Source organism: Roseateles sp., from assembly GCF_965262435.1.
In the GTDB taxonomy this organism is placed as follows: domain Bacteria; phylum Pseudomonadota; class Gammaproteobacteria; order Burkholderiales; family Burkholderiaceae_C; genus Paucibacter_A.
The window spans coordinates 2,813,016-2,835,754 of the sequence record NZ_OZ253537.1; the positions used below are offsets into that span (position 1 = coordinate 2,813,016).

Below are 22,739 nucleotides of genomic sequence, written 5' to 3' on the forward strand. Positions count from 1 at the left end.
TTGTCAATCAGAAGCGGAGCCGAATCGATGCGCGCAGCTTTCAGCATTCTTGGCCTGGTGATCGCCCTGGCCGCGGTCTTGTTCCTGGTCAAGCAGCAGGCGCGCACGCTGGCGCCGACCACGGCTCCAAGCTCCGCGCCGGGCAGCGCCGCCAGCGCGACGGCGACGCGGCCCGAAGCTGTGCGGCAAGAGGTGCAGCAGCTGCTCGATCAAGCTGCGGTGCGTGCCTCAGAGGCGCAGCCCTGAGGGCTTTCCCTGGGGGCGCTGAGGGGCTTGCTACACTGCGCCGGGCCGACCATGTCTGAAACCCGCATCCTCACCCCAGAGCCCGCCGCCGTCGCCATTTCGGCCGCCTTTTCGGCCGCCGATGAATTTGCCATGCGCATCGCGCTGGACCAGGCCCATAACGCCTGGCTTGCCGGGGAGGTGCCGGTCGGCGCCGTGCTGATGCGTGCCGGCCAGGTGATCGCCACCGGCTACAACCGCCCCATCACCACGCACGATCCCACGGCCCATGCAGAGATTGTGGCCTTGCGCCATGGTGCCACGCTGCTGGGCAATTACCGCCTGCCGGAATGTGAGCTGTTCGTGACCCTGGAGCCCTGCGCCATGTGCGCGATGGCCATGATGCATGCGCGCCTCAAGCGGGTGGTGTTTGCCGCACGCGACCCCAAGACCGGCGTGGCCGGTTCTGTGCTCAACCTGTTTGAGCAGCCGCAGCTCAACCACCACACCTGCATCCAGGGTGGCGTGCTGGCCGAGCCCTCGGCCCAGTTGCTGCGCGAGTTTTTTGCCCAGCGGCGCGATGCTGCCCGGCAGCGCCGTGCGGCTGCGCGCGCCGAAGCCTCCGGTGCGGAGCTGGCCGACGCCATCCCGACTGGTGATGCGACCCATCTCGATTTCTCCCCTGAACCTCCATCGGAACCCCTGCCATGAGCGCCTCCAACAGCTTGACTCTCTACACCCCGGCCGGCGTGCTGGCCCACGCCGCACCGCTCAAGCGCGCCGCCAAGCGCCTGGAGAAACTGGGGTTTGCCGTCACGGTGGATGAGGACGCTTTGGCTCGGCATCAGCGTTTTGGTGGCGACGACGCGACACGCTTGGCGGCCTTGCACCGCGTGGCTGCTGCGGCGCCCAGCGTGGCCTTGGCCACCCGTGGCGGCTACGGCCTGACTCGCTTGCTGGATCAGATCGACTGGAAATTGCTCGCGCGCAGCGTCGAGCAGGGTACGCGTTGGGTGGGCTACAGCGACATCACTGCCTTGCAGTTGGGCTTGCTGACCCACGCCAAGGCGCAGAGCTGGGCTGGCCCCTTGGCCTGCGGTGATTTTGGCCGCAGCAAGGATGAAGGCGGTGTCGATGATGTCACCCAGGACTGTTTCGTCGAGGCCATGGACGGACTGCTGGAGGCCGTAGGCTTTCGCACCGAAAAGGGCTTTGAGGGCCTGGGCCTGAAGGGGCAGCTTTGGGGTGGCAATCTCTGCGTGTTGACCTCCATGCTGGGTACACCGCATTTCCCGCGCATCAAGGGAGGCGTGCTGTTCCTTGAGGACGTGGGTGAGCATCCTTACCGGGTGGAGCGCATGCTCTTGCAACTGCAGCAGGCTGGTGTGCTGGATGCGCAGAAGGCGGTGCTGCTGGGCGAGTTCAGCGCCTGGAAGAAGTCGCCGCTGGACCATGGCTACACGCTCAAGCACGCGATCGAAGCGGTGCGCGCGCGCACCAAAACGCCCATCCTCACCGGACTCCCCTTCGGTCATGTCGACACCAAGGTTTGCCTGCCCGTGGGTGCCAAGGTCGAGCTGGTAGTGGAGGGGCGCGATGTCATGATGGGCTGGCAGGGCGACCCACAGCATCGCCACGATCACTCTGAGCCTCATTCCGAGCACGCGCACTGAGCCTCATTGGTCGCCGCGCGGCCTTGTTGGTGAGCCCGGGAGGGCTTGCCCAGCGAGCTTTCTATCCAGCCTAACTGCTGACTTGCGCTGTCGCGAATGCAGTCCGACCGCCCGTCGAGGAGTGAGGTACCTGGGTGACTTTGTCTGTCGTCGGGCCTTTGTCGCTCAGGCGACAGGAGGGCGCAGAGTGCGCATTTCCCGTTGCGTCAGGGCGACAGCGCACAACTTTACTTTTGGCTGATCCGCCCATTCAGCGCTAACCCTGCAGTCCCATGTGAACGGGAAATCCCCTGCGGAATCAAGCACCTAGCGGTGCGGGTCGGGTGTGAGAAGTTACCTTTCGAAATTGCGCCGCGCGTAGTTTCCCTAGGCTGCCGGGAAGCCGCCAGACTCGAAGAATGTACGCAAGCGTGCGTCCAACGCACCGAGGCTTTCATCAATCGCCCTGCGTGTGCTGACCATGCTCAGTGTCTATCGACCTCGCAATTTCCCCCAGGAGTAGCTCATGTTCAAGAAATCCCAGATCAGCACCGCTGTCTGGACCGCCCTCGGCGGTCTGGTGCTGTCTGCTGTGCCCGCTCACGCTCAGCAAACGCTCGAGCGCATCGAGGTCACCGGTTCGTCCATCAAGCGCATGGTCGATACCGACAGCGCCTTGCCCATTTCCGTGATTTCGGCTGCCGATCTGCGTGCCACTGGTGTCAATTCCGCCGAAGGCGCATTGGCCAAGATCGCCGCCAGCCAGTCCATGACCGGCAGTTCGCAGACCATCGGTTCGGGCACGGGGGGTGCGGCCTATGCCAATCTGCGCGGTCTCGGCTCCAACAAGACCTTGGTGCTGTTGAATGGTCGCCGCGTGGCTGCCTTCGCTTTCAGCTCGGCCTCGGTTGACCTGAACTCCATCCCTTTCGCCGCGATCGACCGCGTCGAAGTGCTGCGTGACGGCGCTTCAGCCATCTACGGTACCGACGCCATCGGCGGCGTGATCAACTTCATCACCAAGCGCGATTACCGTGGCATGGACGCTTCGGTGAACTATTCCAAGCCGAAGGAAGAGGGCGGCGTCAAGAAGGGTATCGCCGTCAGCGGTGGTTTCGGCAACCTGGAAGCCGACGGCTTCAACGTTTGGGCCTCGATCGACAAGCAGACCAATGAGCGTGTGCGCGCTGTGGACCGCGATTTCGCCCGAACCGGCGTGATCCCCGATCGCGGCCTGCTCAAGACCTCGGGCACATCCTTCCCTGCCAACTTCGCCCAAACCCAGCCGGTGCTGGATGCCAATGGCCAGCCGGTGCTGGACGAGACCGGGGCTCCCACGACTATTTCGCTGTCGGGTAATCCTTCATTGAAGGGTTGCTCGCCGCCGTTCTCGCTCTACCTGCCCAGCATCTCGACCAGTACCTGCCGTTTTGACTACACGGCCTTTATCGACATCATTCCTGACACGGAAACCAAGACCGGTCTGCTGAAGGCGTCGGCCAAGCTCGGCAGCAACTACCTGTCTTTGGAGCACATGGCGACGGACAACAGCAATATCGCTCGCGTCGCATCGGATCCGGTGACTGGCCTGAGCATGCCCGCCAACAGCCCCTTCTTCCCGAAGACCTACGCTGGTATTGACGCGACCCAGCCCATCACCGTGGGCTGGCGCATGATCCCGGCCGGTGCGCGTACCAACCAAGCATCGACCAAGGCCAACCGTACCGTGATCTCCCTGGATGGCACGTATGCCAACTGGGACTATCGCGCCGGCTTCTTCAATGCCGAGAGCAAGGGTGCTCAGGACATTCAAGACGGCTACGTCAACAAGTCCCTGATCCAGAAGGGTGTGACGGACGGCAAGCTGAACCCCTTCGGCGATGCTGATGCAGCCGGTTTGGCCATCATTGAAGCCGCCAAGATGAAGGGCGTCTACTCCAACGCCAAGGGCAGCAGCCAGGGCTTGGACTTCAATGCCTCGACCCAGTTGTGGGACATGGCCGGTGGCCCGGTTGGCGTGTCGGTGGGTGCCGAGTTCCGCAAGGACAAGTACCGCAATGACACGGTCGACAGCATCGTCGAGAACGTGCCTTCCCTGGGTGTGGCGCCTTACCACGTGAGCGGCGATCGCAAGATCTCGGCTCTGAGCACTGAGTGGCTGTTCCCGGTCAGCAAGGAAGTGGAATTGACCTTCGCCGGTCGCTTCGACAAGTACTCTGACTTCGGTTCGACCTTCAACCCCAAGGCCGCGATTCGCTGGACCCCGGTGAAGAACGTCAATCTGCGCGCCTCTTACAACACGGGCTTCCGTGCACCGTCCTTGGACGAGGTCTATGGCCCGCAAGCCGTCAGCTTCACGGGTGACCCGTACGACGATCCGGTCCTGTGCAAGGGCGGCGTGGTGCAGCCTGGTGGTGTCGAGTCGCGTGACTGCGGTCAGCAAGGTCAGATCCAGTCCGGTGGCAACACCGATCTGAAGCCAGAAAAGTCCAAGACCTTCTCGCTGGGCTTGGCCTTCGAGCCGGTCAAGGGTCTGACGGCTTCGATCGACTACTGGAACATCAAGATCACCAACTCCATCTCGGCCGTGTCCGAGCAGGCGATCTTCGGTGACCCGGCCAAGTACGCATCGCGCTACAAGCGCTGCAAGGACTTGAGCTCGGAGATGCAAGCCACCCTGGATCGTTGCAATACGCCTGAGTGGAAGAACTCCAATGCACTGGGCTATGTGGTTGCGTTGAATGACAACCTGGGTGACGTCAATACCGACGGTTTCGACTTCGCTGCAGGCTACGCCTTCAACAATGCCATGGGCCGTTTCCAGCTGGGCTGGGAAGCCACCTATGTTCGTAGTTATGAGTACCAGCGCGACAAGGGTGATCCGTTCATCCAGAACGTCGGCAAGTACAGCGACTCGAGCCCGGTGCTGCGTTGGCAGCATGCCGTGACCGTGAACTGGCGTCTGGGCGACTTCAGCACCAACTTCGGTCTGAGTCACAAGTCGGGCTATGTGGACCAGAACGCGGTGGAGGACCAGTACCTCAACAACGTCAAGGCTTACACTTTGGCCGACCTGTCGGTGACCTGGAGCGGCATCAAGCACACCAAGTTCACCGTGGGCGTGAAGAACCTGTTTGACACCAAGCCGCCGTTCTCGAACCAAGGCACCGTGTTCCAGCAGGGTTATGACCCCCGCCTGACCGATGCTTACGGCCGCACGCTGCTGGTTCGCGCCAGCCTGTCGTACTGATCGTTTCGCGCGCCTCGTAAGAGGATGAAAAACGCGGCCCTTGTGGCCGCGTTTTTTTTGCTGTCGTGTCAGAGCGGGTTCCGCGTCGATTCGCGAAAACCCTAGGCTTTGATGGTGGCTTGAGTTTCTGGATACCACTAAAATACCAGTGACGGATTGGCTTCCTTGTCGTCGGTCGGGCTCGGGGTGCTTTGCAGCACTTGCTGCAAGCTCGGTTCTTCGGGTAAGCCCCATGTCAGGCGGTCTTTGGAACTCGTTTATGATCGCAGGCGTTTGAGGATTTGCCCTGTTTCGGCTCGCCGATCGGGTGGATACCAAGCCGAAGCCCGTGGTCGAAAGCTGACGGGCATTTTTGTTGTAGGAGTTGTCGTTGATGCCGAGATCAGCAGCGCTTCATCATCATTTGATGAAGCACATCTGTTCGGTACCATGCGCCACTCAAAGGTTCGAGACGGGCGCTGCGCAGGGGCTGAACCCCCACGTGTCTTGATGGAAGAATTTCGCAGTCTTAAGAAGGAGCGCGCATGAACTTTGCGCAGGATAAGCAAGGCTCGTCACGCTTTACGGGTATCGGCATCGTGGTCATGATCCACGTGTTGATCGCGTGGGCGTTGGCAAGTGGACTGGCCCGGAAAGCCATTGAGGCGGTCAAGGGTCCCATCGAGACCAAGGTGATTGAAGAGAAGGTCAAGCCGCCGCCGGAGCCGGAAAAAATTGTGCCGCCGCCGCCGGATCTGAAGGCTCCGCCGCCGCCCTTCATTCCGCCCCCGGAATTCCAAGTCACGGCACCCACGCCTCCGGCGCCGGCTATTCAGTCGACCCAGGTCGCTCCGCCTGCGGCTGCCCCCGTTCGCCCGGCTCCTGCTCCGGCACCGGCTGCAGCACCTGCGCCGGCACCGGTTCGCGCGGGCCCCAAGACTGCCGGCATGGTTTGCACCAAGATGGGCAAGCCGGAAGTGCCTTCGGTGAACTGGAGTGGTGAAGCCTTGTACAAGGTGACCGCGACAGTCAAGTCCGGTCGCGTGGCCAGCATTGAGGTGCAAAGCTTGCGGCCTGGTGTGGATCGCAAGGCGCAACGCGCCATCATTGCGGCCATCGAGGAAACGCTGCGCGACACCTATGAATGCCCGGGTGATCACGTGTTCGAGCAGGAATTCCAGTTCCGCATCGAATAAGGCAGCGTCAGGCTACAGTTCTGCAAGACCCCAACATTGGGGCAGGGCATCGCCCGGCTCCATTTCTCTCAAACCGATTTCGATTTCATTCGCAGGAGTTGACTCCATGATTTCTCGTATTTCCGGCCTGTTCGCCGCCATCGCTTTTGCTGCGGCAATGGCTGTTTCGCCTGTGCAAGCTCAAGAAGCTGCTGCTTCCGCTGCTGCACCTACCGAGGCAGTTGCTCCTGCTGCCGACGCCGCTCCCGTGGCGCAAGCCGCCGCCAAGCCTATTGACAACCCTTACGGCCTGCAGGCCATGATCGCTCACGGCGACATGGTGTCCAAGGGCGTTCTGGCCCTGCTGCTGATCATGTCCATGGGCAGCTGGTACATTCTGATCACCAAGCTGTGGGACACCCAGAAGCTGTCCAACGAAGCCAAGGAAGTGCGCGCCACCTTCTTCAAGAAGGCCAGCCTGGCCGAAGGCATCAAGGGCCTGAAGGAAGCCAGCGCATTCCGCTACATCGCAGCCAATGCGATCGAAGCTTCTGAGCACCACGAAGGCGCCCTGACCGAGAACATCGATCACAACACCTGGGTGTCGACCAATATCGAGCGCTCGGTCGCCGAAGTGCAGGGTCGCGTTCAGACCGGCCTGGGCTTCCTGGCTACCGTCGGTTCGACCTCGCCGTTCATCGGCTTGTTCGGTACCGTGTGGGGTATTCTGCAAGCGCTGACCGCCATCGGCGTGGCCGGCCAGGCATCTATCGACAAGGTGGCCGGCCCTGTGGGTGAAGCGCTGATCATGACCGCCATCGGTCTGGGCGTCGCTGTTCCTGCTGTGCTGGGTTACAACTGGCTGGTGAATCGCAACAAGACCGTCATGGGCCAAGTGCGTGCCTTCGCTGGTGACCTGCACGGCGTCCTGATGGGCAACCGTCAAGTTGCTAAGCGCTAATCAGCGCTGACCCGGAGAACCCATCATGGGAATGAACGTCGGATCTTCTTCCGGCGATGATGAAGTGGTCTCAACGATCAACACCACGCCCCTCGTGGACGTGATGTTGGTTTTGTTGATCATCTTCCTCATCACCATCCCGGCGGTGGTCAGCACGGTCAAGGTTGAGCTTCCTAAGGAAACCAACGTCGTCCGCGTGACCAAGCCTGAGAACATCGATATCTCGGTCACCAAGAGCGGCGAGATCTACTGGAACACGCAGCTGGTGCCTGATGTCGATGCCCTGGTGCAGCGACTGGGCAAGGTGGCGGTGCTGAATCCGCAGCCTGAGGTGCATGTTCGTGGTGACGACAAGTCGCGCTACGAATCCGTGGGCCGTGTGGTTTATGCCTGCCAGCGCGCCGGCATCATGAAAGTCAGCTTCGTCACCGAGCCGCCTGCGCGCGGTGGTTGAAGCGAGGAGCGAATAGCATGGGAATGAATGTAGGTAGCTCCTCCGGCAGTGAAGAGCCGGAAGTCATGATGGACGTCAACACCACGCCGTTGATCGACGTGATGTTGGTGTTGATCGTGATGCTGATCATCACGATCCCGATCCAGCTTCACTCGGTGAACCTGGACATGCCACCCCCGAGCAACTCGGTGCCGTTGAAGGATCCTGTGATCCACGTGGTGCTGATCGACTTCGATGGCAAGGTCTACTGGGACGAGAACGAGCTGCCCAACCACGAGGCTGTGGAAGCCAAACTGGCTGAAGTGGCCGCCGCGTCGGACCAGCCCGAAGTGCACATCAAGCCCAACAAGCTGGCCGAGTACGGCGCCGTGGCTGCTGTCATGGCATCTGCGCAGCGACTGGGTGTCAAGAAGATGGGCATGGTCGGCAACGAACAGTACGTCAAGTGAGACGGCGCAAGCCGTGAGCTGAGACGTCAAATGAACAGCGCGCCGTCCGTCAAGGGCGGCGCGTTTTTTTTCGCAAAGAGGGTAGAAGACGATGAAGATCAGGACATTGGCCTCGGTCGCTATTGGCACCATGGCGTTTGTGTTTGGCAGCGCGCCCCAAGGCGAGCTGGGCTTTGCGCAAGCCCAGGCGCAGGCCGAAGGCGTGCGTCCGCAGGTGGGCAAGGCTCTTAAGGATGCCGTCGCCTTGATCAAGTCCGGCAAATACAAGGACGCGCTGGCCAAGGTTCATGAAGCGGAAGCTGTCAGCGGCCGCAATGCCACCGAGAACTACAACATCGAAGCGATGCGCATGGCCGCCGCTTCGGGCGCCAGCGACACCGAATCCATGGTCAAGGCCTTTGAGGCGCTGAAGGCCAGTGGCAAGCTGTCGGGCGCCGATCAGCTGCGCTACATGGAGTCCATCTCGGGCACCTACTTGCGCAACAAAGACAACGCTCGCGCTCTGACTTGGGCCCAGCGCTACTTCAAGGAAGGTGGCAACAGCTCCACCATGAAGCAGGTTCTGACTTCGGCACAATTCAATTCCGGCGATATGGGGTCCATCATCAAGGACACCGAAGCCGAAATTGCTGCCGATGAAAAGGCGGGTCGCACGCCCTCGCAGGATAAGCTGAACCTGCTTCTGAGCGCTGCCATCCGCCAGAAGGACGGCAATGCCGAGCAACTGGCCATCTCCAAGCTGCTGAGTTACTACCCGCGCAAGGAGCTGTGGACGCAGGTCCTGTCGGGCATCCAGACCAAGAAGGGCTTCTCGGATCGCTTCTCGCTGGACGTCTATCGCCTCAAGCTGGCCACCGGCAACCTCAAGGATGCCAACGACTATATGGAAATGGCTCAGCTCGCTGCTCAGGCCGGTTTCCCTGAAGAAGGCAAGCAGGTCGTGGACAAGGGCTTTGCCGCCAATGTTCTGGGCCAAGGCAAGGAAGGTGAGCGTCACAAGCGCCTGAATGACCTGATGGTCAAGCGCATTGCTGAGGCCAAGGCTGCTTTGCCGGAGGCTGAGAAGGCCGCGCTGGCTGCTAAGGACGGCAATGCTCTGGTCGCGCTGGGCTTGGCTTACTCCTTCCGTGGCGATGCCGCCAAGGGTGTCAAGTACATCGAGCAAGCGATCGAAAAGGGCAACCTGACCCGTCCGGAAGACGCCAAGCTCTATCTGGGTCTGGCTCACTCCATGGCCGGCGAGGCGTCCAAGGCGCAAGCCGCTTGGCGTTCGGTCAAGGGTAGCGACGGTTCGGCCGATTTGGCTCGCCTGTGGGGCATCCACTCCCGCAGCGCCAAGCGTTAAGCACTCGCCTGCATTTGCTGGCTCAGGTCTGACTCCGGTCGGGCCTGAGTCGGCGATGGCAGCCGAACGAAAAAGGGCCCTGGCGCGCAGCCAGGGCCCTTTTGTTTGTCCGGATCTGCTTTCTGCTTACTTCGGTGCCAGGCGGATGGCGCCGTCGAGGCGGATCACTTCGCCGTTCAGCATCTCGTTGGTCACGATCTGATGCACCAGCTTGGCGTAGTCAGCCGGAGTGCCCAGGCGCGAAGGGAAGGGGACGCCGGCAGCCAGGGCGTCCTGCACCTCTTGCGGCATGCCGAAGAGCATGGGCGTGCCGAAGATGCCGGGAGCGATGGTCATGTTGCGGATGCCGTTGCGGGCCAGATCGCGGGCGATCGGCAAGGTCATGCCGACCACGCCACCCTTGGAGGCGGCGTAGGCTGCCTGGCCGATCTGGCCGTCATAGGCGGCCACAGACGCGGTCGAGATCAGCACGCCGCGCTCACCGGTGGGCTCCGGCTCGTTCTTGCTCATGGCCTCGGCGGCCAGACGGATCATGTTGAAGCTGCCGATCAGATTGACCGTGATGGTCTTGTTGAACAAGGCAAGGGCATGAGCGCCGTCCTTGCCCACGGTCTTGGCAGCCGGGGCGATGCCAGCGCAGTTGACCAGGCCGAAGAGCTTGCCCAGGCTCAGAGCCTTGGCGACCACGGCCTGGCCGTCGGCTTCCTGGCTGACATCGGCCTTGACGAAAGCACCGCCCAATTCGGCCGCTACGGCCTCGCCGCGCTCGACCTGCAAGTCGGCGATCACGACCTTGGCGCCGTGCGCCGTCAGCATGCGTGCCGTGCCCTCGCCGAGGCCCGAAGCGCCGCCGGTGACGATGAAAACCTTGCCTGCGATGTCCATGTTCAATCCTTTGAAAGAAGGGTTGGTTGACGTTGACGTAAACGTCAATTATTGGTCAAAAGAAAGCCGCATTGAAGCGGCTTTGCTTGAGAAGAAAAAATGATCAGCTCAGGGCTGCCAGAGCGCGCTGGGTGATGTCATCGACCGAGCCGATGCCTTCGATGCAGCGGTACTGGGGGGCGCCGGCTTCGCCGCTGGCGGCCCAGTTTGAGTAGTAGGCCACCAGAGGACGGGTCTGGGCCTGATACACCTCCAGGCGCTTCTTGACGGTTTCTTCCTTGTCGTCGTCGCGCTGGATCAGCTCTTCACCGGTGCCGTCGTCGCGACCCTCCACCTTGGGTGGGTTGAACTTGACGTGGTAGGTGCGGCCCGATGCCACATGGACGCGGCGGCCGCTCATGCGCTCGATGATGGCGCTGTCAGGGACGTCGATTTCCAGCACATAGTCCAGCTTCACGCCGGCCGCTTTCATGGCGTCAGCTTGCGGAATGGTGCGGGGGAAACCGTCGAACAAAAAGCCCTTGGCGCAATCGGCTTGGGTGATGCGTTCCTTGACCAAGCCGATGATGATGTCATCGCTGACAAGGCCGCCCGCGTCCATGACCTTCTTGGCGGCCAGGCCCATCTCGGTACCGGCCTTGACGGCGGCACGCAGCATGTCGCCGGTGGAAATTTGCGGGATACCAAATTTTTGGCAGATGAAGGCAGCTTGGGTGCCTTTGCCGGCGCCGGGGGCGCCCAGAAGAATCAGTCGCATGGGTCTCCTTGATGCAGCATGGAAGGCACGCAAGGCCCTCTTCAACAGCGGGCGAGGATAGCACGCGCTGACCTACGCCAGACTGACGCAGGCCCCGCTTCTTGCCTCAGGGTAACCCCAGGGTTCAAGGGACGCCCTCAGTGCCCACCCGAGGCCCACCCGAGGCCCGCGCGCGGAACACGGCGCGCACGCGCGCGAGGTCCTCGGGGGTGTCCACGCCCGGGCCTGGCCGCTGTTCACTCACGTGCACCGCGATGCGCTCACCATGCCAGAGCACACGGAGCTGTTCCAGCGATTCGATCTGCTCCAGTGGGCTGACTTGCAGCCGCGGGAAGCTGCGCAGGAAGCCGGCCAGGTAGCCGTAGAGGCCGACATGGCGCAAGGCCGTGCCCGGCTGTGGCTGGCCTGGGTTTTGCGCTTGGCCGTCGCGCCAGAAGGGAATGTGAGCGCGGGAGAAGTAAAGCGCCAGGCCGTTCTTGTCGGTCACGACCTTGACGACATTGGGGTTGGCGAACTCAGCTCGGCCTTCCGGGCTGTCGTCCAGCGCGTGGGCGACCGTGCTCATCACGCATTCCGGGCGCTGGCGCAGCAGTTCCGCGCAGGCGTCGATCATGGCCGGCTCGATCAGGGGCTCGTCGCCTTGCACATTGACGACCAGATCCTGGCCGTCCAAGCCCAGCAGCTCGCAGGCTTCGGCCAGGCGGTCGCTGCCCGAGACATGGTCGGCGCTCGTCAACACCGCTTCGATGCCATGCGCGGCACAGGCTTGCACCACAGTGGCTGCATCGCTGGCCACGACCACACGCGCGGCCTTGGACTCTGCCGCCCTCTGCGCCACGCGCACGATCATGGGCAGGCCTTCGATCTCGGCCAAGGGCTTGTTGGGCAGGCGGGTGGAAGCCAGACGTGCCGGCACGATGACAGTGAAGCTCATGGCGCAGCGGGCTTGTTGCCTTCTGCCTCCGGGTCGTAGGCGCGGGCCTCGTTCTCCAGCATCACGGGAATGCCGTCGCGCACGGGAAAGGCGAGGCGGTCAGCATGGCAGATCAGCTCGCGACCGCCCTCGGGGCTGCGCAGATGTTCCAGGGGGCCTTTGCACAAGGGGCAGACCAATATTTCCAGCAAACGGTTATCCATCGTCATCCCCATCTAGGTTCGGTGAGCAGGCTCACGGGCCGGGCAGCCCATGGCCGCCAGGCGCTCAAGCAAAGCCTGCTCAAAAGCGTGTTCGGGCCGGAAGTCTAGCGTCACCACCCAGATTCGCGGCCCGCCGGGCTTGCTGCCGGGCGTCGGGCGCAGCTTGACGGCATCTTTCTCCGTCACCAGCACATCGGCTGCGTCCGCGCGCCAGGGGCGGGTGGCGAAGTCGAAATGGTCGGGCAGGGCGTGGCGCTCTGTGATCTCAAGGCCGCAGGCTTCCAGCATGTCAAAAAAACGCGCCGGCTGGGCCATGCCGGCTGCCGCGACCAGAGGGCGGCCGCGCAAGCTTTGCACGCTGGATAGACTCGCTGGCTGGCCATCCCACCAGTCCTGCAGCGACACCGCGCCGCTGAGCGTGCGCTTTGCCAGATGCCCGGGCAGGGCGGTGCTGGCTTGCGCGGCGTTGTAGAGCACCAGATGGTCGGCCGGCAGCCGGGCTTGAAAGGGTTGGCGCAGCGGGCCAGCGGGCAGCACATGGCCATTGCCGATGCCGCGGCTGTCGAACACCAGGATCGACAAGGCGCGCGGCAGGCGGCCATGCTGCAGGCCATCGTCGCTGATCAAGATTTGCAACTGCGGGTGGGCTTGCAGCAGCGCGCGCGCGGCGGCCACCCGGTCGCGGCCCACGGCCACGGGTACGTCGCTGCGCAAATGGATCAGCAGCGGCTCATCGCCGACGGCGCGCGCCGGGCTGTCGCGCCGCACCAAGGCGACCTCGTCGCTGTCGCGGCCATAGCCGCGCGAGATCACGCCGGCCTTGATGCCCCAGCTTTGCAGCAGTTGCAGAAGGGCCAGGGTGGTGGGGGTTTTACCGGCGCCGCCGACGATCCAGTTGCCGACCACGATCACCGGCACCGGCAGCGCTTCCGCGCGCTTCAGGCCCCAGCGGTACAGCAGGCTGCGCACGGCCCAGAGCAGTCGGTACAGGCCCGAGAGCGGCAGCAGGCAGGTGGACAGCGCGCCGCCGCTGAGCCACTCGCGTTCGAGGCGCCGGGCCAGGGTCGCGGCGGCTGGGTCGTGCGGCCCGGCCATCACTGGCCGTTGGTCTGGGCGGCGAAGGTCAGGCGGGACAGTCCAGCGCGGCGTGCCGCATCCATGACATTGATCACCGACTGGTGAGCGGCTGAAGCGTCGGCCGAGACGATCACCATGGTCTCGGCGCGGCCTTGGCTGGCCTGGGTCAGCGCGGCGGTCAGCAGGTCAACGGTGCGGCCTTCCACGGCTTGACCGTTGATTACATAGCGGCCATCGGCCGAGACGGCGATGATGATTTCCTGCGGCCTCTCCTTCAACTGCTCGGCGTTGGCTACCGGCAGCGCAATCTGCAGCTCGGTGAACTTCGAGTAGGTGGTGGACAGCATCAGAAAGATCAGGACCACCAAAAGGACGTCGATGAAGGGGATCAGATTGATCTCTGGCTCTTCGCTGCGGCGCTGTCTGAATTTCATCGTGGCAACTCCGGCGCGGACTCAGGCCGTGTAGCGTTGCAGCTGGCTCAAGAGGCGTTCGCCGCTTTGCTCCAACTCCAGCACATACTCTTCCACGCGGCCACGGAAGTAGCGGTAGAACATCAGCGAAGGAATCGCCACCATCAGGCCGAACGCGGTGTTGTAGAGCGCGATCGAGATGCCGTGCGCCATTTGCGCCGGGTTGCCGCCGCCGGGCGCCTGGCTGCCGAAGATCTCGATCATGCCGACCACCGTGCCCAGCAGGCCCAGCAAGGGGGCTGCAGTGGCAATGGTGCCCAGGGTGTTGAGGTAGCGCTCCAACTGGTGGATGGCTCGGCGGCCCGCCAGCTCGAAGACCTGGCGGAGCTTGGCCTCTTGCATCTGCGGCTCCAGCGTCACGGCGCGCAGGCCGGACGCCAGCAACTCACCGAGCAGGGAATGCTCGGCCAGGCGGTTGACCATCTCGGGCGTGGGCAAGGTCTGGCTGCTGATGCCCAGCACCTCATCCAGCAAGCGCGGCGGCACGATGCGGCTGCGGCGCAGGCTGGAAAAGCGCTCGATGACCAGGGCCAGGGCAATAACGGAACAGATCAGCAGGGGCCAAATCGGCCAGCCGGCGGCTTGTATGATCGAAAACAAAGACAACCCCTGTCGTTGAATGCTGCGATTGCTGGAAAACCTGCCGCGTGCTCCGGCCCGATTGGGTGGCTCGCGATTGCGGGCGATTATGGCCCGAAGCGCGTGCCATTCGAGAGAGTCTCTACCCGAGTCGGCGAGGCGGACCGCGGACACCGTTTTGGGGCGAAGTCCGGATCTTGGAACCATCCACTTCATCTGTGGATAACTTTGTGGGCAAGCTGATTTTTCAGGGCGCCAAGGCCCGAAAAATCAGGGTCTTAGATAAATTGCCTCTTTTTTGAGCAGAAAAAACACTTGAAAAACAAGCCTTTGTGTGCCTGTGACGGCACCGTGACGCGCGCTTCAGCCGGCCGGCCCATGATGGCCGTGGCTGTGGAGTTCTCGCGGGTGGACGCTGATGTTTGAGCGGTCTGTGACGCCGCCGCCGCGCGTGGTCTGGGGCGTGCAGGCCTTGCTGACCGCGGTCAGCGACAGCCTCGCGGCACGCTTCTCCGTCTGTGTTGTGGGCGGTGAGGTTTCGGGCTTCACTCGTGCTGGCAGCGGCCATTGCTATTTCAGCCTCAAGGACTCGGGCGGTTCGGGTGCCTTGCTGCGCTGTGCCATGTTTCGGCGTGCTGCTGGCCTGCTGGACTTCTCGCCGGCGGAGGGCATGCTGGTCGAGTTGCGCGGCAAGGTCACCCTGTACGAGCCGCGCGGCGAGTTGCAGTTCATCGTCGAAAGCATGCGCCGGGCCGGCGCGGGTGCCCTTTACGAACAGTTCTTGCGCTTGAAAGCGCGGCTGGAGGCGCAGGGCTATTTCGATGCCGACCGCAAGCGGCCGCTGCCGGCCTTTCCGCGCCGCTTGGGCGTGGTCACCTCGCGTGCGGGTGCGGCCCTGCATGATGTGCTGACGGCGCTGGCCCGCCGCGCGCCTCATGTGGAAGTGGTGATCTACCCCTGCTTGGTACAGGGCGAGCAGGCGCCGCCGCAGATCGTGCGGGCGCTGGAGCTGGCCAATGAGCGGCACGAGGTGGACGCCTTGTTGTTGGTGCGCGGCGGCGGCTCGCTGGAAGACTTGTGGGCCTTCAATGACGAACGGGTGGTCCAGGCCGTGGCCTTGAGTGCCTTGCCGCTGATCTGCGGTGTCGGCCACGAGACCGATGTCACCCTGGCCGACCTGGCGGCTGATTTGCGGGCGCCGACGCCGACCGCAGCGGCCGAGCTGGCCGCGCCCTCACGTGAAGCGCATCTGGAACGCCTGGCCGCCATCTCGGACGCCCTGAGCCGGCGCCTGGAGCAGCGCTTGGACGGATTGGCCCAGCGCCTGGACCGCGCGGCCCTGCGCCTGGCCCGGCCGACCGAGGTGCTGACGCGCCAGCGCCGCCGCCTGGCACTGCTGGCCCAGCGCTGGGGTCAGGCCTTGCCTCGGGTGCAAGGGGCAGAAGCCCAGCGCCTGGAACACATGACCCAGCGCCATCGCCGCGCTGCACCGCAGCTGCTACGAGCTCAAGAGCTGCGGCTGGATGCCTTGCAGGCCCGGCTCTTGGCGCTGGACCCGCAGCAGGTGCTGGCGCGCGGCTATGCCTGGCTGGACGATGGCCAGGGCAGGGCGCTGATCTCCGTGCAGCAACTGCAGCCAGGTCAACAGGTCCATGCCGTGCTGGCCGACGGAGAGGCGCAGATGCAGGTTCTGGAGCTCAAACCGAAGGCAGCCGCGAGTGGCATGTGAGGGTGTGGCGAAACCCGTGGTTTGAAGGGTTATCGCCAGCGCACCGTCAAAGGCAGCCAGCCTGCCTACAATCGCCCGCAAAGTCGTTTCACCCCCGCCTTTTTCTTTTCTCAATACTGCCCTGAGGAGTTGATATGGAACATCTGTTGCCCGCACTGCCCTATGCCAAGGACGCCCTGGCCCCTCACTACAGCGCCGAGACGCTGGAGTTCCACCATGGCAAGCACCACAACGCTTATGTGGTCAACCTGAACAATCTGCAAAAGGGCACCGAGTTCGAAGCCCTGAGCCTGGAAGAGATCGTCAAGAAGTCCAGCGGCCCGATCTACAACAACGCCGCCCAGATCTGGAACCACACCTTCTTCTGGAACTGCATGAAGCCCAATGGCGGCGGCGCACCGACCGGCGCGCTGGCCGAGGCCATCAACGCCAAGTGGGGCAGCCTGGATGCCTTCAAGGAAGCCTTCACCAAGAGCGCCGTGGGCAACTTCGGTTCCGGCTGGACCTGGCTGGTGAAGAAGGCCGACGGTTCGCTGGACATCGTCAACACCGGCGCTGCCGGCACGCCGCTGACCACCGCTGACACCGCTCTGTTGACCATCGACGTGTGGGAGCACGCCTACTACATCGACTACCGCAATCTGCGCCCCAAGTTCGTCGAGACCTTCCTGAACAGCTTGGTCAACTGGGACTTCGCTCAGGCCAATTTCGCTTGAGCTCCTGAGATGAAGTCTGGCGGCTTGACCGCCACCCCTTGAAAGCCGGCCTTGTGCCGGCTTTTTCGTGGCGTCTGTGCGGCACGCAAGCGACATGGGCTTGATAAATGTCATGACGATGGGGGCGGGCGTGACCTAGATTACGTTCATTCCGCCGCCCTATGACTCCCGCCATCGCCTCCCTCCCCACGATCAGCGCCGCAGTGCAGGCGCTGGATGACCCTGATTTGCTGGCGCCCTTCACGCGTTGGTTGCCCGCGGTGCCAGCCGAGGCCACGCCGGCTCTGGCTGAATCGCAGTTCCAGCTGTCCGGCCTGCACTGTGCCGCCTGCGCCGGCATCATCGAGCGTGCTTTGCAAGTTCAGCCTGGTGTTGTCGGTGCCACGGTCAATGCCGCGAGCGCCCGCCTGACGCTGCGTTGGCGCCCTGAGCAGACGCGCTTGGCGGACTTGCTGGCCAGCATCGAGCGCAGCGGCTATGGCGCTGCCCCCGATGTGGCCGCCCCAGCCCGAGCCTTGCGTGAGCGCGAGCAGCGTCAGGCGGTCTGGCGCTTGTTTGTGGCGGCTTTTCTGATGATGCAGGTCATGATGATGGCCGCGCCGGCCTATTTCGCCGAGCCCGGCGATCTGAGCCCCGATCTGGCCCGTCTTCTTCAGTGGGCCAGCTGGGTGCTCAGTCTGCCGGTGCTGCTGTTCTCGGCCGGGCCATTCTTTCGCGGCGCTTGGCTTCAGCTGCGCGCCCGCCGCTTGGGTATGGACGTGCCGGTGGCGCTGGGTTTGGCCGTCACCTTTGTGGCCAGCAGCGGAGCCGTGTTCGAGCCCGGCGGCGTGTTTGGCCATGAGGTTTACTTCGACTCGCTGACCATGTTCGTCAGCTTCTTGCTGGCCGGGCGCTGGCTGGAGCTGCGGGCGCGGCACCGGGCGGCCGCGAGCCTGGAGGCGGCCAACTCGGCCTTGCCCGATGCCGTTGAGCGCATCGAGGCCGATGGTTCGGTCAGCCGCGTCGCACCCATGCGTCTGCGCGTCGGTGACTTGGTGCGGGTCTTTGCCGGCCAGTCCTTTCCGGCGGACGGTCGGGTTGAGAGCGGCAGCAGCGCTGCCAACGAGGCCTTGCTGAGTGGCGAGTCCCTGCCCGTGGCGAAGGCCGCGGGTGATGAGGTGGTCGCTGCCAGTCTGAATCTGCAGGCACCTTTGCTGGTGCGCATCAGCCGGGTGGGCGCGGACACGCGGCATGAGGCGATTCAACGCCTGATGCGTGAGGCCATGAGTCAGCGCCCCGCTTCCATCGAGTTGGCCGACCGGGTTGCGGGCTATTTCCTGTGGGCGGTGCTTCTGCTCGCGGGCGCCGCGGCCATGGCTTGGAGTGTCATCGAGCCCGGCCGTGCGGTCTGGGTGGCTGTCTCGGTGCTGATCGTCACCTGCCCCTGTGCCTTGTCCTTGGCCGCGCCGGCTGCGCGTCTGGCGGCCACCGGGGCCCTGGCCCGGCGTGGCCTGCTGCTGGTGAACATGGATCTGCTGGAAACCTTGTGCAAGGTCGACACGGTGGTGCTGGACAAGACCGGCACGCTGACCGAGGACCGCATGGCCTTGCTGGCGCAGGCGGCCAGCGAACCGGCGGCCGAGGCCGCCTTGCTGGCGGCGGCGCGCAGTCTGGCGCGGCAGTCGCAGCATCCCTTTTCGCGCGCCTTGGTGCAAAGTGGGGCCGGACAGGCGGCCGCAGCGGATGAAATTCCGGGGAGCGAGCCAGCCTGGCAGCAGGTGCAGGAATCACCCGGTCGTGGCTTGCAGGCGCTGGACGCCCAAGGTCGCGTCTGGCGCCTGGGCGCGCCGGCCTGGGTGGCTTCCGCGGAGGCGCTCGCGGCCTTGCCCGAGCGCTTGCGTGCCGAGGCTCAGCTGGCTTTTGGCCAGCCCGAGGGTCAGGTCTTGCTGATGCAGTTCGGGGAAGTCTTGCGTGCCGATGCCTGCGAGGCGGTGCAGCAGCTCCATGCCCTGGGCTTGAGCACCTGCCTGCTGTCCGGCGACGCGCCCGAGCGCGCCGAGGCGCTGGCTCGCCAGGCCGGCCTGCAGCGCGCCGTCGGCGGCGCCAGCCCCGAGCGCAAGCTCGCTGAAGTGCAAGTTCTGCAGGAGGCTGGGCATTGCGTGCTGATGGTGGGGGACGGCATCAACGATGCGCCCGTGCTGGCGCGGGCCGATGCCAGTGTGGTGATGGGGCAGGGTGCCATGTTGGCACGTGCCAGCGCCGATGCCTTGCTGCTGTCGGGCCGCTTGATGGACCTGGTGCTGCTGCGGCGCCTGGCCTTGCGCACGCGCCGCATCATCCGGCAGAACCTGGCCTGGGCCGCTGCCTACAACGCGGCCTGCATTCCTCTGGCCTTGGCCGGCTATCTGCCACCTTGGGCCGCGGGCCTGGGTATGGCCGGCAGCTCGGTCTGGGTGGTCTTGAACGCGCAGCGTCTGGCGCGCAATCTGAGCGGACGCTGAGCATGGAAGTTCTGTATCTCTTGATCCCGGTGTCGGTGCTGCTGGTGCTGGTGATCGTCGGTGTGTTCGGGTGGGCAATTAACAACGGCCAGCTCGATGATCTGGAGCGCGAAGGCGTTCGTATTCTTGAAGAAGTTGCGGGGGTTGATGAAGGTCAATCTCCGTCGCCGGGCGCTGGCAAAGAATCGCCCTCGTCAAACTAAAAGCTGCAAGGAGCCAAAACAATGGCAAAGACTGCTGCGCCGGACATCGCTTCCGGAGGCGTATATGAGGATGGTGTGGTGCGTGCCTTTGCACTCGCCGCCGTCCTATGGGGTGTTGTGGGCATGTTGGTGGGGGTGATCATTGCTGCCCAGCTGACTTGGCCGGAACTCAATCTGGGCATTCCATGGCTGAGCTATGGCCGCCTGCGACCGCTGCACACCAATGCGGTGATCTTCGCCTTCGGCGGGTGCACGCTGTTCGCCACCGCTTACCACGTGGTTCAGCGCACCGGTCAGACGCGCCTGTTCGCGCCCGGTCTGGCCTGGTTCACCTTCTGGGGTTGGCAGCTGGTCATCCTCTCGGCTGCGATCACATTGCCCCTGGGTCTCACCAGCGGCAAGGAGTATGCCGAGCTGGAGTGGCCGATCGACATCTTGATCACCCTGGTTTGGGTCTCGTATGCGGTGGTGTTCTTCGGCACCGTCGGTACCCGCAAGGTCAAGCACATCTATGTGGCCAACTGGTTCTTCGGCGCCTTCATCATCGCCGTGGCCCTGCTGCATCTGGTCAACAGTGCCGCCATCCCGGTCTCGCTGTTCAAGAGCTACTCGGCCTATGCCGGCGTGCAGGACGCCATGGTGCAATGGTGGTACGGCCACAATGCCGTGGGCTTCTTCCTGACTGCAGGTTTCCTGGGCATGATGTACTACTACATCCCCAAGCAAGCCGGCCGCCCGGTCTACAGCTACCGCCTGTCCATCGTCCACTTCTGGGCGCTGATCTTCACCTATATGTGGGCGGGCCCGCATCATCTGCACTACACCGCGCTGCCGGACTGGGCGCAATCGGTGGGCATGGTGTTCTCTCTGGTGCTGCTGGCTCCCAGCTGGGGCGGCATGATCAACGGCATCATGACCCTGAGCGGTGCCTGGCACAAGCTGCGTGACGACCCGATCCTGAAGTTCCTGATCGTGTCCCTGTCCTTCTACGGCATGTCGACCTTCGAAGGTCCGATGATGTCCATCAAGACGGTGAATGCCCTGAGCCACTACACCGACTGGACTGTGGGCCACGTGCACTCCGGCGCCTTGGGCTGGGTGGGCCTGATCTCCATGGGTTCGCTCTACCACCTGATCCCGCGCATGTTCGGCCGCACCGAGATGTACTCGAAGAAGGCCATTGAGCTGCACTTCTGGATCGCCACCCTGGGCATCGTGCTCTACATCGCCGCGATGTGGATTGCCGGTGTGATGCAAGGCCTGATGTGGCGTGCAGTCAACCCGGACGGCAGCCTGGTCTACACCTTTGTCGAAAGCGTCAAGGCCACCTATCCCTTCTATGTGATCCGTTTGCTGGGTGGCTTGCTCTACCTGGGCGGCATGTTGGTGATGGCCTGGAACGTGGTGAAGACGGTGCAAGTGGGCCGTGCCGTCAAGGCACCGATCCCCACCTTGGTGGCCGCCTGAAGCGCTGAACGCGAGAACCTAGGAGAAATACAAAATGGCATCCACAGAACACAAGTCCAGTGGCCACCAACGCATCGAGACCAGCAATTTCTTGATGATCGTGCTGGTGCTGCTGACGGTGATCGCCGGTGGCGCGGTGGAAATCGTGCCGCTGTTCTTCCAGCGCTCGACCACCGAAGCTACCCCGGGCCTCAAGCCCTACACACCGCTGCAGCTGGCCGGCCGGGACGTCTACATCCGCGAGGGTTGCTACAACTGCCACTCGCAGATGATCCGCCCCTTCCGTTCGGAGACGCTGCGCTACGGCCACTACTCGACCGCCGGTGAATTCGTCTACGACCACCCCTTCCAGTGGGGTAGCAAGCGCACTGGTCCTGATCTGCATCGCGTCGGCGGCAAGTACAGCGACGAATGGCACCGCATTCACCTGATCAATCCGCGTGATCTGGTGCCCGAGTCCAATATGCCCGCCTACCCCTGGTTGGCCACGGCTGCTCTGAACCCGGCCGATATGGCGCCCAAGATGAAGGCCCTGCGCACCGTGGGCGTGCCCTACACCGACGCTGAAATCAGCGCTGCGGCCGACGAGGTCAAGGGCAAGACCGAAATGGAAGCTGTGATTGCTTATCTGCAAGTGCTCGGCACTTCGCTGAAGTAATAGGCAAGAAGGAGATCCGCAATGGATATCAATAGCTTGAGAACGGCGGTGACCCTGCTGTCACTGCTGGTGTTCCTGGTGATCGTGGTCTGGGCCTATTCCAGCCGCAACAAGGCGCACTTTGATGATCTGGCCGGCATGGCCTTGCAAGACGAAGCCGATGGGAGGCCTCAATGAGTGATTTTTTCTCTGATGGTTGGTCCATGTTCGTGGCCGGCACGACGATCGCTGGCCTAGTGTTCTGCATCATTTTGCTGCTGATCGCCGCTCGCCACCGTGTCATGGCCAGCGACAACAGCACCGGCCATGTCTGGGACGAAGACCTGCGCGAGATGAACAACCCGCTGCCGCGCTGGTGGGCCATCCTGTTCGTGCTGACCGTGGTGTTCGCCGGTATCTACCTGGCCGCCTACCCGGGTCTTGGCAGCATGAAGGGTTCGCTGGGTTGGTCCAGCGCCGGGCAGTACCAGAAGGAGCAGGATGACGCACACAAGGCCATGAGCGCGCTCTACGCCAAGTTCACCGGCAAGCCGGTTGAGCAGCTGGCTCAGAACAGTGAGGCCATGGCCATCGGTGAGCGTCTGTTCGCCAACAACTGCGCCAGTTGCCACGGCTCGGACGCCAAGGGCAGCAAGGGCTTCCCCAACCTGACCGACAGCGACTGGCTCTACGGCGGTTCACATGAAGTCATCGTGCAGACCATCACCAATGGCCGCAACGGCGTCATGCCGCCCATGGCTGCCGCCGTCGGTACTGCCGAAGATGTGCGCAATCTGGCCAACTATGTGCTGAGCCTGTCGGGCAGCGCCCATAACTCGATCGCCGCGCAGAAGGGCAAGGAGAAGTTCATGGCCTGTGCCGCCTGTCACGGTGCCGACGGCAAGGGCAACCAGGCTCTGGGCGCGCCCAATCTGACCGACAAGATCTGGTTGCACGGCTGGGGTGAGGATGCGGTGATGGCCATGATCAACAATGGCAAGAACAATATGATGCCGGCCCAATCCACACGTCTGAGCCCTGAGCAGATCCAGGTTCTGGGCGCCTATGTCTGGAGCCTGTCCAGCAAGACGGCAGTCGCCGCCCCCTGA

At 63.4% G+C, this 22,739-nt stretch carries 24 protein-coding genes; 17 read left to right on the forward strand and 7 right to left on the reverse strand.

Annotation, left to right across the window (positions count from 1 at the left end):
* Positions 1-27: 27 nt before the first annotated feature.
* The 9 genes from ACQY39_RS12035 (at position 28) to ACQY39_RS12075 (ending at position 9,490) form a co-directional block, all read left to right on the forward strand.
* Positions 28-246, forward strand: coding sequence for a hypothetical protein (locus tag ACQY39_RS12035; RefSeq protein WP_428506504.1), 219 nt, complete (start codon positions 28-30; stop codon positions 244-246).
* Positions 247-297: 51 nt separating this feature from the next.
* Positions 298-936 carry a tRNA adenosine(34) deaminase TadA gene (gene tadA / locus ACQY39_RS12040; RefSeq protein WP_428506506.1) on the forward strand — a complete coding sequence of 213 codons (639 nt, stop codon included), beginning with the start codon at positions 298-300 and terminating at the stop codon, positions 934-936.
* Entirely contained in the window at positions 933-1,898 is a 966-nt protein-coding gene (locus ACQY39_RS12045) for an LD-carboxypeptidase (RefSeq protein ID WP_428506508.1), read from the forward strand. The genes tadA and ACQY39_RS12045 overlap by 4 nt, the downstream gene beginning before the upstream one ends.
* A 505-nt stretch (positions 1,899-2,403) precedes the next feature.
* A complete protein-coding gene (locus tag ACQY39_RS12050; RefSeq protein ID WP_428506510.1) occupies positions 2,404-5,127 on the forward strand; it encodes a TonB-dependent receptor in 2,724 nt (907 codons plus the stop codon).
* 524 nt (positions 5,128-5,651) lie between these two features.
* Complete coding sequence (locus tag ACQY39_RS12055; protein WP_428506512.1) at positions 5,652-6,302, forward strand: energy transducer TonB; 651 nt, start codon at positions 5,652-5,654, stop codon at positions 6,300-6,302.
* A 106-nt stretch (positions 6,303-6,408) separates the two neighbouring features.
* Positions 6,409-7,242, forward strand: coding sequence for a MotA/TolQ/ExbB proton channel family protein (locus ACQY39_RS12060; protein ID WP_428506514.1), 834 nt, complete (start codon positions 6,409-6,411; stop codon positions 7,240-7,242).
* A gap of 25 nt (positions 7,243-7,267) precedes the next feature.
* A complete protein-coding gene (locus ACQY39_RS12065; protein WP_263519256.1) occupies positions 7,268-7,696 on the forward strand; it encodes an ExbD/TolR family protein in 429 nt (142 codons plus the stop codon).
* A 17-nt stretch (positions 7,697-7,713) separates the two neighbouring features.
* Positions 7,714-8,145 carry an ExbD/TolR family protein gene (locus ACQY39_RS12070; RefSeq protein ID WP_428506516.1) on the forward strand — a complete coding sequence of 144 codons (432 nt, stop codon included), beginning with the start codon at positions 7,714-7,716 and terminating at the stop codon, positions 8,143-8,145.
* A gap of 91 nt (positions 8,146-8,236) precedes the next feature.
* Positions 8,237-9,490: a hypothetical protein gene (locus ACQY39_RS12075; RefSeq protein ID WP_428506518.1), complete on the forward strand. Its 1,254-nt coding sequence runs from the start codon at positions 8,237-8,239 to the stop codon at positions 9,488-9,490.
* 126 nt (positions 9,491-9,616) lie between these two features.
* On the opposite strand, the gene ACQY39_RS12080 is transcribed toward ACQY39_RS12075, so the two are convergent.
* The 7 genes from ACQY39_RS12080 to ACQY39_RS12110 all read right to left on the reverse strand — a co-directional run bounded on the left by ACQY39_RS12080 (position 9,617) and on the right by ACQY39_RS12110 (position 14,419).
* A complete protein-coding gene (locus ACQY39_RS12080) occupies positions 9,617-10,375 on the reverse strand; it encodes a 3-hydroxyacyl-CoA dehydrogenase (RefSeq protein ID WP_428506520.1) in 759 nt (252 codons plus the stop codon).
* 103 nt (positions 10,376-10,478) lie between these two features.
* Positions 10,479-11,132, reverse strand: coding sequence for an adenylate kinase (gene adk, locus ACQY39_RS12085; RefSeq protein ID WP_428506522.1), 654 nt, complete (start codon positions 11,130-11,132; stop codon positions 10,479-10,481).
* A gap of 124 nt (positions 11,133-11,256) precedes the next feature.
* Positions 11,257-12,066 carry a 3-deoxy-manno-octulosonate cytidylyltransferase gene (kdsB, locus tag ACQY39_RS12090; RefSeq protein WP_428506524.1) on the reverse strand — a complete coding sequence of 270 codons (810 nt, stop codon included), beginning with the start codon at positions 12,064-12,066 and terminating at the stop codon, positions 11,257-11,259.
* Complete coding sequence (locus ACQY39_RS12095; protein ID WP_428506526.1) at positions 12,063-12,269, reverse strand: Trm112 family protein; 207 nt, start codon at positions 12,267-12,269, stop codon at positions 12,063-12,065. The genes kdsB and ACQY39_RS12095 overlap by 4 nt, the downstream gene beginning before the upstream one ends.
* A gap of 12 nt (positions 12,270-12,281) precedes the next feature.
* On the reverse strand, positions 12,282-13,364 hold the full coding sequence (gene lpxK, locus ACQY39_RS12100; RefSeq protein WP_428506528.1) for a tetraacyldisaccharide 4'-kinase: 1,083 nt from the start codon (positions 13,362-13,364) through the stop codon (positions 12,282-12,284).
* Positions 13,364-13,780, reverse strand: coding sequence for an ExbD/TolR family protein (locus ACQY39_RS12105; RefSeq protein ID WP_263519264.1), 417 nt, complete (start codon positions 13,778-13,780; stop codon positions 13,364-13,366). The genes lpxK and ACQY39_RS12105 overlap by 1 nt, the downstream gene beginning before the upstream one ends.
* 21 nt (positions 13,781-13,801) lie before the next feature.
* The gene (locus ACQY39_RS12110; protein WP_428506530.1) at positions 13,802-14,419 is read right to left on the reverse strand and encodes a MotA/TolQ/ExbB proton channel family protein; all 618 of its coding nucleotides are present in this window, start codon (positions 14,417-14,419) and stop codon (positions 13,802-13,804) included.
* A 397-nt stretch (positions 14,420-14,816) separates the two neighbouring features.
* On the opposite strand from ACQY39_RS12110, the gene xseA reads away from it, so the two are divergent.
* From xseA to ccoP, 8 genes are all read left to right on the forward strand, one after another.
* Complete coding sequence (gene xseA / locus ACQY39_RS12115) at positions 14,817-16,127, forward strand: exodeoxyribonuclease VII large subunit (RefSeq protein ID WP_428506532.1); 1,311 nt, start codon at positions 14,817-14,819, stop codon at positions 16,125-16,127.
* 134 nt (positions 16,128-16,261) lie between these two features.
* Positions 16,262-16,843 (forward strand): superoxide dismutase, encoded by a 582-nt coding sequence (locus ACQY39_RS12120; RefSeq protein WP_263519267.1) that lies wholly within the window; start codon positions 16,262-16,264, stop codon positions 16,841-16,843.
* 161 nt (positions 16,844-17,004) lie between these two features.
* Positions 17,005-19,323, forward strand: coding sequence for a heavy metal translocating P-type ATPase (locus ACQY39_RS12125; protein WP_428506535.1), 2,319 nt, complete (start codon positions 17,005-17,007; stop codon positions 19,321-19,323).
* Between the two features lie 2 nt (positions 19,324-19,325).
* Positions 19,326-19,526 (forward strand): cbb3-type cytochrome oxidase assembly protein CcoS, encoded by a 201-nt coding sequence (ccoS, locus tag ACQY39_RS12130; RefSeq protein ID WP_428506537.1) that lies wholly within the window; start codon positions 19,326-19,328, stop codon positions 19,524-19,526.
* 21 nt (positions 19,527-19,547) lie between these two features.
* On the forward strand, positions 19,548-20,993 hold the full coding sequence (gene ccoN, locus ACQY39_RS12135; RefSeq protein WP_428506539.1) for a cytochrome-c oxidase, cbb3-type subunit I: 1,446 nt from the start codon (positions 19,548-19,550) through the stop codon (positions 20,991-20,993).
* Positions 20,994-21,027: 34 nt separating this feature from the next.
* On the forward strand, positions 21,028-21,651 hold the full coding sequence (gene ccoO / locus ACQY39_RS12140) for a cytochrome-c oxidase, cbb3-type subunit II (protein ID WP_263519271.1): 624 nt from the start codon (positions 21,028-21,030) through the stop codon (positions 21,649-21,651).
* Between the two features lie 21 nt (positions 21,652-21,672).
* A complete protein-coding gene (locus ACQY39_RS12145) occupies positions 21,673-21,828 on the forward strand; it encodes a cbb3-type cytochrome oxidase subunit 3 (RefSeq protein ID WP_263519272.1) in 156 nt (51 codons plus the stop codon).
* Positions 21,825-22,739 (forward strand): cytochrome-c oxidase, cbb3-type subunit III, encoded by a 915-nt coding sequence (gene ccoP / locus ACQY39_RS12150; protein ID WP_428506542.1) that lies wholly within the window; start codon positions 21,825-21,827, stop codon positions 22,737-22,739. Before ACQY39_RS12145 ends, ccoP begins: the two co-directional genes overlap by 4 nt.